Genomic DNA, 16725 nt, shown 5'->3' on the forward strand with positions numbered 1-16725 from the left:
ATTCTAGAGGAATATTCGCTGGCTAGGCCGGGTTCCGCCGGGCTCGGGTATCGGCCGTTCCCGGCACCCGTCATGAGCTGCGCCGGTCCCGGCGTGCCGCCTTGCGGCGACCGTACGCGCAGGTAGACAGGGGACTATGCAGCTCTCACGGAAGGTCCTCCGCACGGTCGCCACCCCAGCCGTGGCCGTGCTGGTCGCGGCGGGATGCTCGCCGAGATCCGAGATCGCCTCTCCGACGGCCCCTCCGAAGACGGGAACGGCCGCGCCCCTGCCGACCCGCCCGCTCGAACTGGAGACGACGTACGAGCAGGTCATCAAGAGCGTCCTCCCGTCGATCGTGCAGATCACCACCGGGCAGGCGCTGGGCTCGGGCATCGTCTACGACACCGACGGCCACATCCTGACCAACGCCCACGTCGTGGGCGCGTCGACGACGTTCCAGGTCACGCTGGCGACGGGTGGCAAGCCGAGGAGGGCCAGGCTGGTGAGCTCCTATCCCCCCGGCGACCTGGCCATCATCCAGGTCGAGGACAAGACCGGGCTGACACCCGCGGTCTTCGGCCGCTCCGCCGACCTCAAGGTCGGCCAGATCGTGCTCGCGATGGGCAACCCGCTCGGCTTCTCCGGCAGTGTGACCCAGGGCATCGTGTCCGCCCTGGGCCGCACCGTGACGGGCGAAAGGCACGCCGGCGGCGGTGCCGCGACCATCACCAACGCCGTCCAGACCTCCGCGCCCATCAACCCCGGCAACAGCGGCGGCGCGCTGGTGGACCTGTCCGGCCAGGTCATCGGCATCCCGACGCTGGCCGCCGTCGATCCCAACCAGGGCACCGCGCCCGGCCTCGGCTTCGCGATCCCGAGCGACACCGCGACCGACATCGCCCGCCAGATCATCCAGTACGGCCGGGTCGTCAACAGCCATCGGGCCGCCCTCGGCGTACGGGTCGGCACGGCGGTCAACGCGGACGGCGACCCGATCGGCGTGGCCGTCGGCTCCGTGGCCCCCGGCGGCGGCGCGGACAAGGCCGGCATCCGCGCCGGCGACGTGATCCTGAAGGTCAACGGCACGCCCACGCCCACAGCCACCGACCTGGCGCAGGTCCTGGTGACGCTCAAGCCGGGCGACAGGGCCAAGGTCGAGCTGATGCTGCCGGACGGCAGCAAGAAGACGGTCACCGTCGTGCTCAGCGAGCTCCCGGCCGGAGGATGAGCCTGATCCTGACAAAGTGCTGTGAGATAGCGCGGAAACGCTTGGAGGCGGCTCCTGCCTGCTTGTTACGTTCGATCCCGTGATCTCACCGCGACTCACCACGTTCATCGCCGGGCTGCCCAAGGCGGAGCTGCACGTCCACCACATCGGCGCGGCGTCCCCGCGCATCGTCGCCGAGCTCGCCGCCCGATATGAGGGATCAACGCCCGTGCCCGCCGACCCCGCCGAGCTCGCGGCCTTCTACGACTTCCGCGACTTCGCCCATTTCCTCCAGGTCTATCTGCAGGTCGTGGACCTGGTGCGGACCCCCGAAGACCTGTGGACGCTGACCTACGGCGTGGGCGGCGATCTGGCCGCCCAGCAGGTGCGGTACGCCGAGCTGACCGTGACGCCCCATTCCCAGCTCGTCCGGGGCTTCGCCCCGCAGGAGTTCTGCGAGGTGATCGAGGACGCCCGCCGCAGGATCGAGGCGGACTTCGGCACCGTGCTGCGCTGGTGCTTCGACATCCCGGGCATCCCGGGCCCGCCCGCCGACCAGACGCTCGCCATCGCGCTCGACCAGCGGCCCGACGGCCTGGTCAGCCTGGGCCTCGGCGGCCCGGAGACCGGCGTGTCCCGGTCGCAGTTCGCCCCGCACTTCGCCGCGGCCCGCGCCGCCGGGCTCCACTCGGTGCCGCACGCCGGCGAGGTCACCGACGCCGATTACGTCTGGCAGGCCGTACGCGACCTCGGCGCGGAACGGATCGCGCACGGCATCCACAGCGTGGGCGACCCGGCGCTGCTGGAACACCTGGCCGAGCACAAGATCACGCTGGAGGTCTGCCCCACCTCCAACGTCTGCACGCGGGCCGTGCCCAGCCTCGCCGAGCATCCGCTGCCCGCGCTGGTCGCGGCCGGGGTGCCGGTCACGGTGAACAGCGACGACCCGCCGATGTTCGGCACCGACCTCAACCGGGAGTACGCCGTGGCGGCCGAGCTGCTCTCCCTAGACGAGAAGGGCGTCGCCGACCTCGCCCGCGCCGCCGTGGATGCGTCCTTCCTCGGCACCGAGGGCAAGTCGGCGCTGCTCGCGGAGATCGACGCGTACGCTCAGAACTCGTCGGCGCCGCTCACCTGAGCGATGTCGAAGACGTGCCGGGAGGCGGCGCAGATGGTCTCCAGGACGTGGATCGGCAGGTCGTCGGCCGAATAAGCGGCCCGTACGATCTGGACCACCCACTCTCCCGGGTCCAGGCGCAGCGTGGCCGCCTCCTCGTCCCGGGGCGGCCGGGCGACCAGATGCTCCTCCGCCCGTCCGAACCGGTGGCCCTGCTCCTCGATACGCGCCTGCAGACTCGGCGAGAGGAAGCCCGGCTCGCACAGCGGGGTGTCCGCGAAGAGGTCGAGCCGCAGGAAGCTCGTGGCGACCCGCACCGGCACGTCGCCGGCGAGCAGCAGCTTGCGCCGGGCCAGCACCGGCGTGCCCGGCTCGACCCGCAGCCCGGCGGCCACGTGCTCCGACGCGGGCTCCGGGCCGACGTACAGCATCCGCCGCCCGGCCCGCACGCCCTGCCGCTGGGCCTCCGTCAGGAACAACGAGGCCGATCCCCGTACGGCAGGCTCCGACGGCAACGACCGCCGCACCAGCACTCTCGGCTCCCCCACGACTCCCAACTCCCCCACGGCGGATCCCCTCCCACGTACCGGACCCGACAGTACTCGCCATGCCCGAAAGCCGACGATCGGGGAAGCGCTCCCTAGAGGAATCCCTGGGCCGCAACCCGAGGTGCCGCCGCCGACGCGCCGCTTAGCCTGCGTCTCACGCGCGATCGGAGAGGCAGGGCGATGGCGGACCGGCAGGTGATGCTGAGCTACGGATACTCGGTGCCGGCGTTACCGGAGCCGTTGCTGCGTGGTGTCTACGGGGAGCGCACGCCCGATCCGCGGGTCGAGTTCGTCGCGCTGACGGTCGCCTGCTACGTCAGGGCCAACGCCACCCGCCGGCTGACGCGCGATCGCGTGCTGCGGGCGATGGAAGCCCGGATCACGTCGTCGAACGTGTACGACCTGATCTCCCTGCTGGCCGGGCTCGGGATCGCGGACGAGTTCTTCGGCCTGACGGCCCGGACCGTGGACGAGGACGGGGCTTTCCGCGAGTTCCTGCTCGGCCTCGATCCGCTGCTGATCGACGCCATCCGGCACCACAAGGGACCCAACAAGATGTTCACAGGAGGGATTAGCACATGGGCGAGGCCATAGTTGCGGGAATCGACACCGGCGGGCTTTCCTTCACGGCCGGCTTCTCCGACCGTTATGTCTATTCGAATTATTTCGTGCCCGTACTGCTTACCTACGGCGACGGGATCACCCCGATCCTGCCCTTCTACACCAAGCGGCTCCTCATCGAGGTGCTGCGGTATTCATCGGTCGGCGACCGGCTGTTGGACGCCATCGACGCCCTGAATCTGCCGGACCTGTGGTCGCTGAACGCCCTGGACGACGCGAAGGAACGGCTGCCGCAGACGGAGTCGACGATGACCGTCGGGGAGCCGCCGACCTCCCGGCCGACGCTGCTGGGAACGCAGGACGTGGAGTTCGTGGCCGGGATGCTCAGGTCCGACCTCGGCTTCGCCTTCCTCGACCGCACCTGTGTCCGGCCGGTCGGGTTCGCGCTGGGAGAGCATGTGTACGCCCTCGCGCTGGCCCCGGGTGAGGAGGTCGTGCTGGAGCAGAAGACCTACACCAAGCGCCAGCTCACCCTCGAAGAGCAGAACGAGACCGAGCGCCAGTTCGACCTGGAGCTGGTCAGCTCGCTGAGCACGGAGATCCAGGAGGGGTTCCAGCGGCAGCGCAACCTCACCGACAGCTCAGGACTGAACGCCACCCACACCGGCTCCTATCAGAGCCCGGAGTTCTTCTGGGGCAAGTTCAACGCCAGCCACACCATCGCGTACAGCAGGAACGTGACCGAGGCGCACCAGGAGAGCCGCAGCCGCACTGTCAAGGACAGTCAGACGGCCAGCTCCAAGGTGGCCGCCCGCTATCGCGCCCAGCACAAGGTGGACTTCAAGCTCGTCACGGAGACGGGCCTGGAGACGACGGCCAAGCGCACCGTCCGCAACCCGAACCGGACGACCCCTCTGACCCTCCACTACTTCAAGGTGCTGCAGCGCCTCCAGCTGCGGCAGGAGCGGTACGGCGTGCGCCTGTGCTGGGCACCCTGCGTCAAGGATCCCGCGCAGACGTTCTTCGACAAGATCCGGGCCGGCCGCCAGGCGATCATCGACAAGGCCCTGCGCGCGCTGCCGCCCCGGCCGCAGGAGCCGAAGAAGCCCGAGCCCGTGGCCGGGCCCGTGCAGACGACGGCGGCGACCAAGGTCTTCGCGTCAGCCGTGACACCGGCCGACAATTGGGGGTTCAGCGGCGACATGAGGGCCGAATACGACGTCCTCATCCCGTACGACGCTGCCTTCGAGTGGGATGGCGACACCGGCTTCGTCCAGAACAGCATCGCGATCTTCTCCCGCCGTCCCAAGGTCAGTCACTGGATCACCGGCACGCCCTACCCCACGGACGGCGGGCTCAAGGTCCGCGTCCACATCGGTGCGGATTCCTGGTTCGGCGGCCCCGGCATCGACTTCCAGGTCAAGGCGCGGTTCAGGGAGAAGCCGACCATCGTCCAGGAGACCGGGGAGAACACCAAGTACAACGACGATCTCACGGCGTACCGTACGGCGCTCAAGGCATGGGAGGACGCCCGCGACGCCGCCGTGCGGGCGGCCCACGAGGAGGGCGACGCGTTCGAGGCGCGGCTCAGGCAGGGCCTCAATCCGGTCAACGAGATGGTGTCCCAGATCATCGAGCAGCACTTCCCCGCGAGCGTGCGCGACGAGTGCTGGGAGATCGAACACTGGCAGCGGGTCTTCGACTGGGAACGCGCCTCGTTCGAAGCCTTCCCGAGCTGGTGGTCGGGTGGTGCCGCCCGTGAGCCGGAGCGCGACCCCTCCGATTTCGTCAACGCGAGCTGGGCCAAGCTCTACCTGCCCGTACGACCCGGAATGGAGCGCCAGGCCCTGCGCTGGATCTTCGGCAAGGCCGTCAGCAGGCCGCTGCGACCGGAGATCGAGAAGCGGTTCGACGTGGTCATCGACGATCTGCGGCAGTTCCGCACCGACCTCATCGGACAACCGGACGAGCTGCCCGACCTCGCCGAAGAGGGCCGCGAGCTTCCCGGCGCGGCCCACTGCCTGGCCACCTGGACGGAGCTGATGCCGACCGACGGGACGCACGCCGAGGTCGTCCAGGGCGTCACCAGCGCCGCCGACCAGACGACCATGCGGGAGATCGAGGACGCCGAGGCCATGCGGAAGACCCTGCTCGAAAGCGAGCGGCAGGCCGTCAGGCTCAAGGACCGGGCACACGAGCGCATGACCGAGCCCGCCGGCATCGACGTCGTCATCGGCTCGACGCCCACCCACTGAAGCGACCGGCTCGGCGGCCACGGAAGCGGCCGCCGTCCGGGCCGGCCCGTGGGCGTCCCGGCTCCACCTCGGCTAGGGGATTTCTCCGGGTTTGCACCTGTCGTACAGTCACGGTGGGCCGCACCAGCGGAGGTGATCATCATGTCGCCGCACAGGATCGTCTCATTCGTCGGACGCGCGGCCGAGCTGGCGAGGCTGGACGCGGAGCTGGCCGGGGTGCGGGCGGGATCACCGCGGATTCTACTGGTCGACGGGCAGCCGGGGATCGGCAAGACCGCGCTGGTCCGGCGGTTCCTGAGTCGCCATCCCGGCCTCACGGTGCTGTGGGCGAGCGGAGAGCAGAACGAGTCGACGCTCTCGTACGGAACCTTCGACCAGTTGCACAAGGCGGACGCCGTCCCCGCGGACCCGTTGGAGGCGGGGGCGGCCCTGCTGGAGAAGCTGGGCGATCTGCAGGACCGGGGCGAGCTGGTGCTGGTCCTCGATGACGCCCACTGGGCGGACACCGCCTCGCTGCACGCGATCACCTTCGCCTTGCGGCGGCTGCGTGTCGACCGGATCATGGCGATCGTCATCGTGCGCGATCCCGCCGACCAGCGCCTGCCGGAGGGCCTGCGCCGGCTGCTCGCGGCCGAGTCCACCGCGCGCATCTCGCTGGCCGGGCTCGCCGCCGAAGACATCCAGGGGCTGAGCGAGACGCCGTTGCCGCTGCGGGTGGCCTCGCGGCTGCGTGACCATACGAGCGGAAATCCCCTCCATGCCCGCGCCCTGCTCGAACAGGTGCCGGGAGAGCTCCTCGCCGATCTCGGGTCACCCCTGCCGGCGCCTCGTTCGTACGCCATGCTGGTCCTGTCGCGCCTCGCCGGCAGTGCTGTCCGCACCCAGCACCTCGTGGAGGCCATGTCCGTGCTCGGCGCGTCCGCTCCCCTGTGGCAGGCCGCGCGGCTGGCCGCCCTCGACCATCCGGTGGCCGCCCTCGACGAGGCCGTGGCGGCGCACCTGCTAGAGGAACGTTCCACAGGCAACGGCATCGTGGTCGCCTTTCCTCACCCGCTGATCCAGGCCGCGGTCTACCAGGACTTGGGACCCGCGCTCCGCATGGCCCTGCACGGCAGGGCGGCCGAGATCGTCGGTGACGAGCTGGCGAGGCTGAACCATCGGCTCCACTCGACCGCTCACCCTGATGACACGCTGGTGGCGGAGTTCGCGGCGTTCGCTCGGCGGGAGGCGAACGCGGGCCTGTGGTCCAGCGCCGCCGTCCACCTCACCCGCGCCGCGCGGCTGGCCCCGGCGGAGGACGAGCGAGCACGGCTGACCGCCGACGCGATCGAAGCGCTGCTCCTCGACGGGCAGGTCGGCGAGGCGGTGACGCTGACGACGGAGCTGCCCGAGACCTGCCCCGCGGCCGTCAGCGGATACGCCCGTGGCGCGGTGGCCTATGTGACCGGACGGCTGGAGGACGCCTTCGAGCTGCTGACGGACGCGTGGAAGCACTGCGCGCCCGATGAGGAGCCGGTGCTCGCGGCCCGGATCGCCGAGAACCTCGCGGCCCTGTGCAGCATGCGATCCCGGGGAGCGCAGGGCGCCTGGTGGGCCGAGCAGGCGTTGCGGCTGGCGCCCGACCGGCCGGGCATGGGCATGGCCCGCTATTTCCGGCTCGCCGGCCTCGGCATCTCGGGGAGTATAGACAAGGCGCTCGACCTCATACCGTCACTGCCCAACCCGGAGATCGCCAGTCCCTTCGAGCTCGACGCGATCTGCGGACGAGGGGTGCTGCGCACCTGGGCCGACGACCTCCAGGGAGCACTGCGAGACCTCTCCGGAGTCGTGGCCGCCTCGGCCGGTCGCTCGGCGCCGTTCCGGCTGCTCGCCGCGTCGATGCTCGGGTACGCCGAATATCGTGCCGGTCATTGGGATGACGCCGTCGTGCATGCCGAGATCTCCACCTCGATCGCCGACGACGCCGGTCAGGCGTGGCTCGCCGCCATCGCTCACGGCCTCGCCGCCTGCGTGCCCGCCGCGCGCGGCGAATGGGACCACGCCACCGCGCACATCCGGGCCGCGTGCGGGGTGCGTCCGGACAGCACCGTCGCGCTCACCACCGCGTGCAGCGCCGAGGCTCACCTGGCCGCGGCGCAGGGCAGCCATGATCAGGTCATCACCGCGCTGAAGCCGCTCGCGGACCTCGGTCACCAGGACGGGAGCCACGAGCCGGGAGTGATCGCCTGGCAGGATCTGCTCGCCGACGCGCTCATCGCCGTCGGCGCGGACGAGGAGGCGGAGGCCGTCCTCGTCCCGTGCGAGAGGCTCGCGAGGGAGCGCGGCCGCCACTCGGTGCTGGCCGCCTGCGCGCGGGTCCGCGGCAACCTGCTCGCCTTCCGCGAGCGGCACTCCGCCGCCGACGCCGCCTTCCAGGAAGGTCTCACCCACTGCGCACGGATCTCCATGCCGTTCGAGACCGCCCGGTTGCGGTTGGCGTACGGCGGCTTCCTGCGGAGATGGGGCAAGCGTGCCCTGGCGGCCGAGCAGTTGGAGGCCGCTCGCGACGCGCTGGAGAGGCTGGCCGCCCGGCCGTACCTCGAAAGGTGCGAACGCGAGCTCGCCGCCTGCGGACTGCGGGCATCCTCCGGTCATCGGCGCCGGGGAACTCTCACCCCGCAGGAACAGGCGGTGGCGAGGCTGGCCGCCACCGGAATCAGCAATCGCCAGATCGCCCGCGAGCTCATGCTGAGCACCAAGACCGTCGAATATCACCTCAGTCACCTGTACGCCAAACTGGGCGTGACATCCCGCGCGGCGCTGATCGCGACATTCGGGAACGTGAGAGACCCAGGGTAAGCACCTAGGCGTCTCCCGATGAATCTCCCTCACCTCAGGTCTACCGTTGGCTCATGCGATTCGTCATCGACCTCGACTACACCGATGACGGAGTGCGCGGCCAAGTGCTCCGCGAGGGCCACGCGCCGGAGACCTTCACCGGCTGGCTGGGACTCCTCCGGCTCCTGGAGCCTCCCTCAGCAGTCGACGAGGGCGACGCCTAGCGATTTCCCTGAGAGCTCCCCTGGGGCGACCTCCCCTCGATGCCGTCTTCAATGAGACGACTCCAAGGGAGGATCGCTCATGGACCGATTAGCGGCCGGCCAGGAGATGAAGGCCGGCTCGGAGCTCGTGTCCGGCAACGGACGGGTGTGCCTGGTCATGCAAGGTGACGGCAACCTGGTCCTCTATCGCACCGACGACGGGCGCCCCTTGTGGGACACCGGCACCTGGGGCAAACCCGTCGCCCACGCCGTCATGCAGGGCGACGGCAACGTCGTTCTCTACGACGACTCCGGCCAGGCACACTGGGCCACGAACACGGACGGCAACCCCGGCGCCTGGCTGTGGCTGCAGGACGACGGCAACCTCGTGCTGTACGGCACCGCCGGAAATCCGCTCTGGGCCACGAACACCGTCCAGCACTTCGGCCCGGCCGCCGTACCCGGGTTCCTGCCCTCCACGAGAGCCCCGCGGTTCGGAAACCGCCCGTGGCCTCAGGGAACCGCGCTGCAGATATCCATCCACGGCCTGCCGCCCGTCTCCATCGACGTCACCGAGATGGGGTTGTGCGGTGGCATGTCCTTCCTCGCCCGGGACATCCACGAAAGCGGCACTCCTCAGCTGAAGGGCACGGACTCGTCCGCCATTCCCGTCCCGCTCGCCCAACACATCCTCACCCGCCTGGTGCACAGCTTCGACGGCCCCGGCGTGGTCGCCCGCTGGCTGGCCGACACCCAGGCGCTCGACCACGACGCGATCGTCTGGGGCTCCGGGCTCTTCCGCCGGTCGTACAACGAGATCCCGGGCATCATCCAGGACATCGACAACGGCGTTCTCAGCCCCATAGGGCTCGTCCTCACCCACTCCTACGCCCCCTGGGACGTGTTCAAGAACCACGTCGTCCTCGTGTGGGGTTACGAGCGGCACGGTGACCTGCTGACCCTGCGCACCTACGACTGCAACTTCCCCGGCCACGACGACATCGTCATCCAGATGGACATGAGCTCTCCCACCCCGGCGAAGACCATCACCACCAACGGCACACACGGCCCCAATTCTGGCCAGATCCGCGGTTTCTTCAGGCTTCCGTACCGACACGTGGACCCGGCCCCCGCCTACATCGACGACGGCTCGGTCGTCACTTCGACCCCGCCCGCGGCGACCATGCCCGCCGGCTCGCGCACGCACGTCACTGTCCGTGTCACCAACACCGGGTCCACCACGTGGACTCCCGATCTCGGGTATCGGCTCGGCAGCCAGTCTCCTCAGGACAACACCACCTGGGGCCTGGGCAGGGTCGAACTGCCGGTGCCCGAGGTCCGCCCCGGTTCCACGGCGACGTTCCGGTTCGACGTCACCGCGCCCGGCACAGCGGGCATGTACGACTTCAGCTGGCAGATGCTGCGGGAAGGGGTCCACTGGTTCGGCCACGCCGGCCCCCCTGTGCGGATCGTGGTGGGCTCGACCGGCAGCGCGTGCGAGCAACTGCACCAGCGCCACCAGCACCTCGACGAACAACTCGCCCAGGTCAAGGCCGAGATCGCCGCCGTCGACTGGAGCGATCCCTTCATCGCCAGGCACGAGGCCGCCGGCCTCAGCCGCGTCGCCCAATCCCTGCGCCAGCAGATCAGCGACGTGGAGGCCCAGCAGATCGCGCAGGGATGCGCCCCCGGATGAGTCCCACAGGGCTCCACGGGATGACGCGCCGGAGGGGATGTCCCGTGGGAAAACCGAAGGGCGGGGAGGGAGCGTTCGCTTCCTCCCCGCCCTTCGGCGGAGATGTGGAGGTGGCGGGAATCGAACCCGCGTCCTTCAACACCAAGACAGGGCTTCTCCGGGTGCAGCCTGTTGCGCTTTTCTCGGCCCCGGCAATCTCACAGGCGAGTCGCCGACGGGCCCAGTCACTGTTTGGTTTCCCGTACGGCCCCGTGACCGGGCCGGACGGTTGAGCCTTCTAGCGATGTCAGTTCCGGGCCGAAGGCACTCCCGGGCTGACAGAGGTTACTCGCTGCTTAGGCGGCGAGAGCCAGGGAAGCCTGGCTGACCTCAGTGCTCTTCTTATTGGCACTTATTGTTTCGCGGTCACAGTGTTAACGGGGTTATGTCCGCAGTCCCCGACCCGCTTCCCCTGACTTGCAATGTCGAAGTCGAAACCGGTCACCCCCTGTGCAGTTGTCAATCCAGACCCGAGAGCCTGGCAACTCAAGCTTACTCGTGACAACACCGGCGACGCGACTCGAATTCCGGTGGGACGCCGAAGCCCCCGGGATCGCGGCCTGTGGCACGCGTCCCGGGGGCCGACCGGCAGGGTCGAGCCGGTCGAGACGGGCAGGGCTCCCCCCGAGATGGAGCCCTGTCCTCATCACGGCGACTGGGCCCGCAACCCCCCAAGCGGGTCCCAGTCACCTAGAAAGACGCCGGCCGCCGCCCTGATGGTTGCTCGCCTCCGGATCTTTTTCAGGTCTGGGGCTGGGCGTCGCGGAAGAAGCTCCCGGCGATCGCCGAGGCGGCCGCCAGGTCGCCGCTCTCCGACAGCACGGCGACCGCGACGTCACCCTGCCAGCCCACGAACCATGAGAGCCGGGTGCGCTCCTTCTTCTCCGTCTGGGTGACCTCGGCGGCCACGCCGTACACGGGGTCGCCGGGGGCGGAGGCGGCGGTGGCCGCGCCGGACGTCACACCGGCCCGCATGAGCGTGCGCAGCTTCGCGGTGATCGCGGGGTCGAGCGTGACGGGCTGGGCGGTGGCCTGCGTGGCGCCGCCGACCGATGGGTCGGGGGCGGCGGGCGAGGTCACCAGCACCGGCGGCCGCCACGTGCCGGACTTCACGGCCGCGGCGACGAGGGCCATCGCCAGCGGGCTCACGCGGGCACCCTGCCCGGCCATGATCTTCGCGATGGCGGCGTCCCCGTCGGGGGCGTTCATCGACCCGCTGAACGTCTTCAGCGGCAGCCTCCAGTCGCCGCCGATGCCGAACTGGGTCGCGCTGTCGGCCAGCCGCTGTCCGCTGATCCGCCGGGCAAGCGACGCCAGGGCGGTCACGCAGCCCTGCGCGAAGTCGGTTTGGAAGGTCGGTGTCGTCACCCCGACGATGCCCGGCTGCTGGAAGCGGGCTCCGCCCACGGTGCGGTCGGCGCTGCACGGCACCTTCTGCTTCGGGTCGAGGCCCGACTCGAGCAGCCCTTCCGCGGCGATGATCGAGAAGGCGGTGCCGGCCGCGAACTTTCCGGCCAGCGCGTCGTTCTCCTGGTGCAGCTGGTTGGTGGAGACGGCCAGCACCTCGCCGGTGGAGGCCTGCACCGCGACGAGCGCGGCCGGGCGGGGTCCGGCCACGGCGGAGTCGCCCACGTGCTGCAGGCGGCTGTCGATCGTCGTCTGGACCGAGGAGTTCTCCCGTCCCGGCCACGCCTTGAGCTCCTTGACCTGCCTGCCGGTGGCGTTGTCGAGGATGACGACCCGGGTCTCGGTCGAGCCGGTGAGCTGGTCCTGGTAGGCCTTCTGCAGGCCGTCGCGGCCGAGCGTGTCGCCGGCGCGCTGCGGTCCGCCGAGCTTCTGCTCCGCCTCCGGCGTGATGGCCGTGACCACCCCGACGATCTGGGTGGGCGACTTGGGGGCGACCGGCGGGTTGTCGATCTGGAACTCGAGACCCGGGATGGCCTCCAGCTTGGACTTGATCTGGGCGAACTTCGTCCGCCCGAACGTCGCGAGGGGGACGAAGTCCTGCGGGGGTGACGACAGGATGCGGCTCAGCAGGCGGTCCTGGGCGAAACCGGTGACCTTCGAGAGCTGGTCGCAGAGCCTGCCGGGGTCCTTGATCTTGGCGGGGATGACTCCGGCGACGTGCAGCACGGTCTCGTCCTGCAACGGGTTGCCGTTCCGGTCGAGGATCGGCTTGCGGCCCTTGGGGACGGTGGCGACCGCGAGCCGCTGCCCGGGGTGCAGGTCGGGGTGGATGACGCTCGGCGACCACCGCACCTTCCACTGGCCGCCGACCAGGTGCAGGGGCAGGTTGCCGTCGTACTGCCAGAGGGGGTTGTTCTCGCCGAGATCCACCTCGGCGTGGTAGCCGGCCTGCGCCGAGTCGCCGTCCTGGCTGATCCCCCGCAGGGTGAAGCGGATCGAGGCGGCGTCCAGTTGCAGCCGGGCGTCCTCCAGCGCCTTGCGCACCACCGCCGGGTTGCCGTCGGCGCGCCGCGCGGCGGCGGCGTAGTCGCCCGTCTGCCAGCCGACGAGGAAGTCGCGCACCGCGTCGTGCGGCGTCGGCTCCTCGAAGCAGCCGGTCAGCAGGGGCGCGGCCAGCCCCAGCGCGAGCGCGGCCCGTACGGCTCTCGCCCGGACGACCCCGAATGATCGGAAGGACACGGGCTAACGGCCCCCCCGGCGGCGGACCGCGTTCGACATGGCCCGCGCCATCTCCCGGTTGGCCTGCTTCTCCATGAGCGTCTGCCGCTTGTCGTAGTCCTTCTTACCCCTCGCGACGCCGATTTCGATCTTCGCCCGGCCGTCCTTGAAGTACATCGACAGCGGGATCAGCGTGAGGCCCTTCTCCTTCAGCGTCACGTCGAGCTTGCCGATCTCCTTGCGGTTCAGCAGCAGCTTGCGCGTCCGCCGGGCGGCGTGGTTGGTCCAGGTGCCCTGGCTGTACTCCGGGATGTACACGTTGATCAGCCAGACCTCGCCGCCCTCGACCGACGCGTAGCCGTCGGTCAGGTTGGCCTTTCCCGCCCGCAGGGACTTGACCTCGGTGCCGGTCAGGACGAGACCGGCCTCGTAGGTGTCCTCGATGAAGAAGTCGTGCCTGGCACGCTTGTTCTGGGCGATCAGCTTGCGCCCGGTCTCACGTGGCATAAGGGGAGCCTACCGTCGCCTCGAAGGGCGGAAACGAGTTGCGCGGCGGTGCGGGCTCACACCCGCAGGTAGCGGCGCAGAGTGACGAAAGAGGCGAGCACACAGATGAGCACGCCGATGGCCATCGTGCCGGTGATCACACCCGCGACCGTGTCCCAGCCGAGGGGCGCGGCCATGTAGGTCTGGATCGACTCGAAGATGAAGACCTTGACGATGATCAGGATCACACCGGACAGAACGCCGCCGATGAGGCCCGCGATCAGACCCTCCAGCACGAACGGAAGCTGGATGTAGATGTTGGAGGCGCCCACCAGCCGCATGATGCCGGTCTCTCTCCGGCGGTTGTACGCCGAGAGCCGGACCGTGTTGCCGATCAGCAGGGTCGCCGCGATCACCATGAGGATCGCGATGCCCAGCGCCACGTTGCGCAGCGTGTCCATGAAGCCGAAGACCGACTGGAGCAGGTCGCGCTCGTTGACGACGTTGGAGACGCCGGGCTGCCCCTTGAGGCTGCCGGCCACGGCCGCCGCCTTCTCCGGGTCCTTCAGCTTGACCCGGAACGACTCCGGCATGTCCTCGGGCTTGGTCACCGAGAGCAGCAGCGTGTTGCTCTCCGTGCTCTGGAAGTTCTTGAACGCCTGGGCCTGGTTCTCGAACTGCACCCGCTCGACGTCCGGCAGCGCCTTGATCGTCTGCTCCAGGTTGCCCTTCTCCTCCTGCGTGACCGCGCCTCTGTTCTTGCACGGTTCGAAGGGCGAGCCCTTGGTGCACAGGTAGACCGACAGCTCGACCTTGTCGCTCCAGAAGCCGGTCAGCTTCGAGACCTGGGAGTTGATCATCAGTCCGACGCCGAGCAGCGCCATGCCGACCGCCACCGTCACGATCACCGCGATGGTCATCGTGAGGTTGCGCCGAAGGCCGATCCAGACCTCGGAGAAGATGAAGTTGGCCCGCATGGTCCCAGTTACTCCTAATACGCCTGGCCGTACACGCCGCGCGACTGGTCGCGGACGATCTTGCCGTCCTCGAGCTCGACCACGCGCTTGCGCATGGAGTCGACGATCGCGGCGTCGTGTGTCGCCATGAGGACGGTCGTGCCGGTCCTGTTGATTCGGTCGAGCACCTTCATGATGCCGATGCTCGTGGCGGGGTCGATGTTTCCGGTCGGCTCGTCGGCCAGCAGGATCATCGGCCGGTTGACGAACGCGCGGGCCATGGCGACCCGCTGCTGCTCGCCACCGGACAGCTCCTCCGGCATGCGGTGCGCCTTGCCCTCCAGGCCGACGAGCTCGATGACCTCGGGCACGACCTTGCGGATGAAGCGGCGCGGCTTGCCGATGACCTCCAGGGCGAACGCCACGTTCTCGTAGACGTTCTTGTTCGGCAGCAGCCGGAAGTCCTGGAAGACGCAGCCGATACGGCGGCGCAGGTGTGGCACCTTGAAGTTGGACAGCTTCGACAGGTCTTTGCCGGCCACGTGGATGGAGCCGCTGTTGGGCCGCTCCTCCTTCAGCACCAGCCGGAGGAAGGTGGACTTCCCCGACCCTGACGGACCGACCAGGAACACGAACTCGCCCTTGTCGACGTCCACGCTCACGTGGTCGAGGGCGGGCCGGTTTTGGTTCGCGTAGACCTTGGTGACATTATCGAAATGGATCACGGGCGCATCACGGCTAGCCAGTCTAGGGGGTTGGACGGCCGGTCCGGGGGTCGCCGGTCACTTTGCTCTGGATCGACGTTCCGTTTGGCCAGAGGCCAGTCTAGGGGTAACACTGGCATGGAACGTCCATAACGGAAACAAAACGATTAGCCCTTGGGCGATGGGGCGGTAAAGCTGCTATGAGCTGCGAACATCTGATCTGCGCCGCGTGCGCGGGCCCCGTGGTGGAGGGGCGCTGCCCCGTCTGCCGAGAGGGCCGCGCCAAGGTTCACCACCACGGGTTCATGGGGCTGTCGCCCCTGGTCATCGCACTGATCGTGCTACTGGTCGTGGCGCTCGTCGCGCTCACGCACGTCAGCGGTTACTGACCGTCACCCGACTCCTGGCGGCGCATCCAGCGGATCTCGCCCTCGATGAACTCGTCGAGGTCGCCGTCCAGCACGGCGGAGGGGTTGCCCGCCTCCACGCCCGTACGCAGGTCCTTGACGATCTGGTAGGGGTGCAGGACGTAGTTGCGGATCTGCGTGCCCCACGAGGTCGTCGTCTCGCCGCGCAGCTCGTTCATCGCCGCGGCCTCCTCCTGGCGCTTGCGCTCCAGCAGCTTGGCCTGGAGGACGGCCATCGCCGTCGCCCGGTTCTGCAGCTGCGACCGCTCGTTCTGGCAGGAGACCACGATCCCGGTCGGGAGGTGGGTGATCCGCACGGCCGAGTCGGTCGTGTTCACGCCCTGACCACCCGGCCCGGACGACCGGTAGACGTCGATCCGCAGGTCGTCTTCGTTGATGTCGATGTGATCGGTCTGCTCGACCACGGGCACCACGTCGACGCCCGCGAACGAGGTCTGCCGGCGGCCCTGGTTGTCGAACGGGCTGATCCGCACCAGCCGGTGGGTGCCGTGCTCGCCCCTGAGCGTGCCGTACGCGTAGGGGGCCTTGACCGTGAACGTGGCCGACTTGATGCCGGCCTCCTCGGCGTAGGAGGTCTCGTAGACCTCCGCCGGGTAGCCCTTGCGCTCGGCCCACCGCAGATACATGCGCAGCAGCATCTGGGCCCAGTCGGCCGCGTCGACGCCGCCCGCCTGGGCGTTGATGGTCACCAGCGCCTCGCGGGCGTCGTACTCGCCCGACAGGAGCGTGCGGACCTCGAGCGCGCTGACCTCGGACCTGAGCGCGGCGAGCTCCCGTTCCGCCTCGGCCAGCGCGTCCTCGTCGCCTTCTTCGGACGCCAGCTCGAACAGGACCGGCAGGTCCTCCAGGCGGCGGCCCAGGCCGTCCACCCGGTTGACCTCGGCCTGCAGGTGGGAGAGCTTGCTGGTGACGCGCTGCGCCTGCTCGGGGTCGTTCCACAGGTCGGGCGCGGCAGCCTGGTCCTCCAACTCGGCGATCTGCTTGCGCAGGGCGTCGAGGTCGAGCACGTCCTGAATGCCCTTCAGCGTGCCGCTAAGCTCGTTGATCTCTTCGGCTGGATCGATGACTGCCACGTCTGTAAAGGGTACGCGAATCGGAGAC

14 protein-coding genes and 1 other RNA gene are annotated in these 16725 nt (G+C 69.3%); 8 read left to right on the top strand and 7 right to left on the bottom strand.

What is annotated here, in order from left to right:
* Window positions 1–136 precede the first annotated feature (136 nt).
* A complete protein-coding gene (locus tag FLV34_RS28690) occupies window positions 137–1210 on the top strand; it encodes a S1C family serine protease (protein WP_147944577.1) in 1074 nt (357 codons plus the stop codon).
* A gap of 79 nt (window positions 1211–1289) precedes the next feature.
* Window positions 1290–2327 (top strand): adenosine deaminase, encoded by a 1038-nt coding sequence (locus tag FLV34_RS28695; RefSeq protein ID WP_260617292.1) that lies wholly within the window; start codon window positions 1290–1292, stop codon window positions 2325–2327.
* Here FLV34_RS28695 and FLV34_RS28700 read toward each other — a convergent pair.
* Entirely contained in the window at window positions 2300–2854 is a 555-nt protein-coding gene (locus tag FLV34_RS28700; protein WP_261985941.1) for a GntR family transcriptional regulator, read from the bottom strand. The genes FLV34_RS28695 and FLV34_RS28700 overlap by 28 nt on opposite strands.
* Window positions 2855–3034: 180 nt before the next feature.
* Between FLV34_RS28700 and FLV34_RS28705 the strand changes: the two genes are divergently transcribed.
* The 5 genes from FLV34_RS28705 to FLV34_RS28720 all read left to right on the top strand — a co-directional run bounded on the left by FLV34_RS28705 (window position 3035) and on the right by FLV34_RS28720 (window position 10386).
* The gene (locus tag FLV34_RS28705) at window positions 3035–3448 is read left to right on the top strand and encodes a hypothetical protein (RefSeq protein ID WP_142648193.1); all 414 of its coding nucleotides are present in this window, start codon (window positions 3035–3037) and stop codon (window positions 3446–3448) included.
* Complete coding sequence (locus FLV34_RS28710; protein WP_142648192.1) at window positions 3433–5670, top strand: hypothetical protein; 2238 nt, start codon at window positions 3433–3435, stop codon at window positions 5668–5670. The genes FLV34_RS28705 and FLV34_RS28710 overlap by 16 nt, the downstream gene beginning before the upstream one ends.
* A gap of 141 nt (window positions 5671–5811) precedes the next feature.
* Window positions 5812–8508, top strand: coding sequence for a LuxR family transcriptional regulator (locus tag FLV34_RS28715; RefSeq protein ID WP_142648191.1), 2697 nt, complete (start codon window positions 5812–5814; stop codon window positions 8506–8508).
* A 53-nt stretch (window positions 8509–8561) separates the two neighbouring features.
* Entirely contained in the window at window positions 8562–8711 is a 150-nt protein-coding gene (locus FLV34_RS40790) for a hypothetical protein (RefSeq protein WP_168065981.1), read from the top strand.
* A gap of 79 nt (window positions 8712–8790) precedes the next feature.
* Window positions 8791–10386 carry an NBR1-Ig-like domain-containing protein gene (locus FLV34_RS28720; protein ID WP_147944579.1) on the top strand — a complete coding sequence of 532 codons (1596 nt, stop codon included), beginning with the start codon at window positions 8791–8793 and terminating at the stop codon, window positions 10384–10386.
* 102 nt (window positions 10387–10488) lie between these two features.
* Here the strand turns inward: FLV34_RS28720 and ssrA are convergent.
* The 5 genes from ssrA to ftsE form a co-directional block, all read right to left on the bottom strand.
* Window positions 10489–10874: a transfer-messenger RNA gene (gene ssrA, locus FLV34_RS28725) on the bottom strand.
* A gap of 292 nt (window positions 10875–11166) precedes the next feature.
* On the bottom strand, window positions 11167–13071 hold the full coding sequence (locus FLV34_RS28730; RefSeq protein WP_142648190.1) for a penicillin-binding transpeptidase domain-containing protein: 1905 nt from the start codon (window positions 13069–13071) through the stop codon (window positions 11167–11169).
* A gap of 3 nt (window positions 13072–13074) precedes the next feature.
* The gene (gene smpB, locus FLV34_RS28735) at window positions 13075–13557 is read right to left on the bottom strand and encodes an SsrA-binding protein SmpB (protein WP_142648189.1); all 483 of its coding nucleotides are present in this window, start codon (window positions 13555–13557) and stop codon (window positions 13075–13077) included.
* 56 nt (window positions 13558–13613) lie between these two features.
* Complete coding sequence (gene ftsX / locus FLV34_RS28740) at window positions 13614–14513, bottom strand: permease-like cell division protein FtsX (protein ID WP_142623990.1); 900 nt, start codon at window positions 14511–14513, stop codon at window positions 13614–13616.
* A gap of 14 nt (window positions 14514–14527) precedes the next feature.
* Complete coding sequence (gene ftsE, locus FLV34_RS28745) at window positions 14528–15217, bottom strand: cell division ATP-binding protein FtsE (protein ID WP_079315626.1); 690 nt, start codon at window positions 15215–15217, stop codon at window positions 14528–14530.
* 179 nt (window positions 15218–15396) lie between these two features.
* Here ftsE and FLV34_RS28750 point away from each other — a divergent pair, with 179 nt between their 5' ends.
* Window positions 15397–15585: a hypothetical protein gene (locus FLV34_RS28750; protein ID WP_030509253.1), complete on the top strand. Its 189-nt coding sequence runs from the start codon at window positions 15397–15399 to the stop codon at window positions 15583–15585.
* Here the strand turns inward: FLV34_RS28750 and prfB are convergent.
* Window positions 15579–16697 carry a peptide chain release factor 2 gene (prfB, locus tag FLV34_RS28755; RefSeq protein ID WP_142648188.1) on the bottom strand — a complete coding sequence of 373 codons (1119 nt, stop codon included), beginning with the start codon at window positions 16695–16697 and terminating at the stop codon, window positions 15579–15581. The two genes, FLV34_RS28750 and prfB, sit on opposite strands and share 7 nt — an antisense overlap.
* Window positions 16698–16725: the final 28 nt, after the last annotated feature.

Origin of the sequence: Microbispora sp. CSR-4 (genome assembly GCF_008033685.1) — a bacterium.
Classification (GTDB): Bacteria; Actinomycetota; Actinomycetes; order Streptosporangiales; family Streptosporangiaceae; genus Microbispora.

Excerpts from the sequence above, each read along its gene's own strand:
- FLV34_RS28705 (WP_142648193.1), top strand. The coding sequence starts at position 3,035 with ATGGCGGACCGGCAGGTGATGCTGAGCTACGGATACTCGGTGCCGGCG.
- FLV34_RS28720 (WP_147944579.1), top strand. The coding sequence starts at position 8,791 with ATGGACCGATTAGCGGCCGGCCAGGAGATGAAGGCCGGCTCGGAGCTC.
- FLV34_RS40790 (WP_168065981.1), top strand. The coding sequence starts at position 8,562 with ATGCGATTCGTCATCGACCTCGACTACACCGATGACGGAGTGCGCGGC.
- ftsX (WP_142623990.1), bottom strand. The coding sequence starts at position 14,513 with ATGCGGGCCAACTTCATCTTCTCCGAGGTCTGGATCGGCCTTCGGCGC.
- FLV34_RS28715 (WP_142648191.1), top strand. The coding sequence starts at position 5,812 with ATGTCGCCGCACAGGATCGTCTCATTCGTCGGACGCGCGGCCGAGCTG.
- FLV34_RS28710 (WP_142648192.1), top strand. The coding sequence starts at position 3,433 with ATGGGCGAGGCCATAGTTGCGGGAATCGACACCGGCGGGCTTTCCTTC.
- FLV34_RS28690 (WP_147944577.1), top strand. The coding sequence starts at position 137 with ATGCAGCTCTCACGGAAGGTCCTCCGCACGGTCGCCACCCCAGCCGTG.
- FLV34_RS28750 (WP_030509253.1), top strand. The coding sequence starts at position 15,397 with ATGAGCTGCGAACATCTGATCTGCGCCGCGTGCGCGGGCCCCGTGGTG.
- smpB (WP_142648189.1), bottom strand. The coding sequence starts at position 13,557 with ATGCCACGTGAGACCGGGCGCAAGCTGATCGCCCAGAACAAGCGTGCC.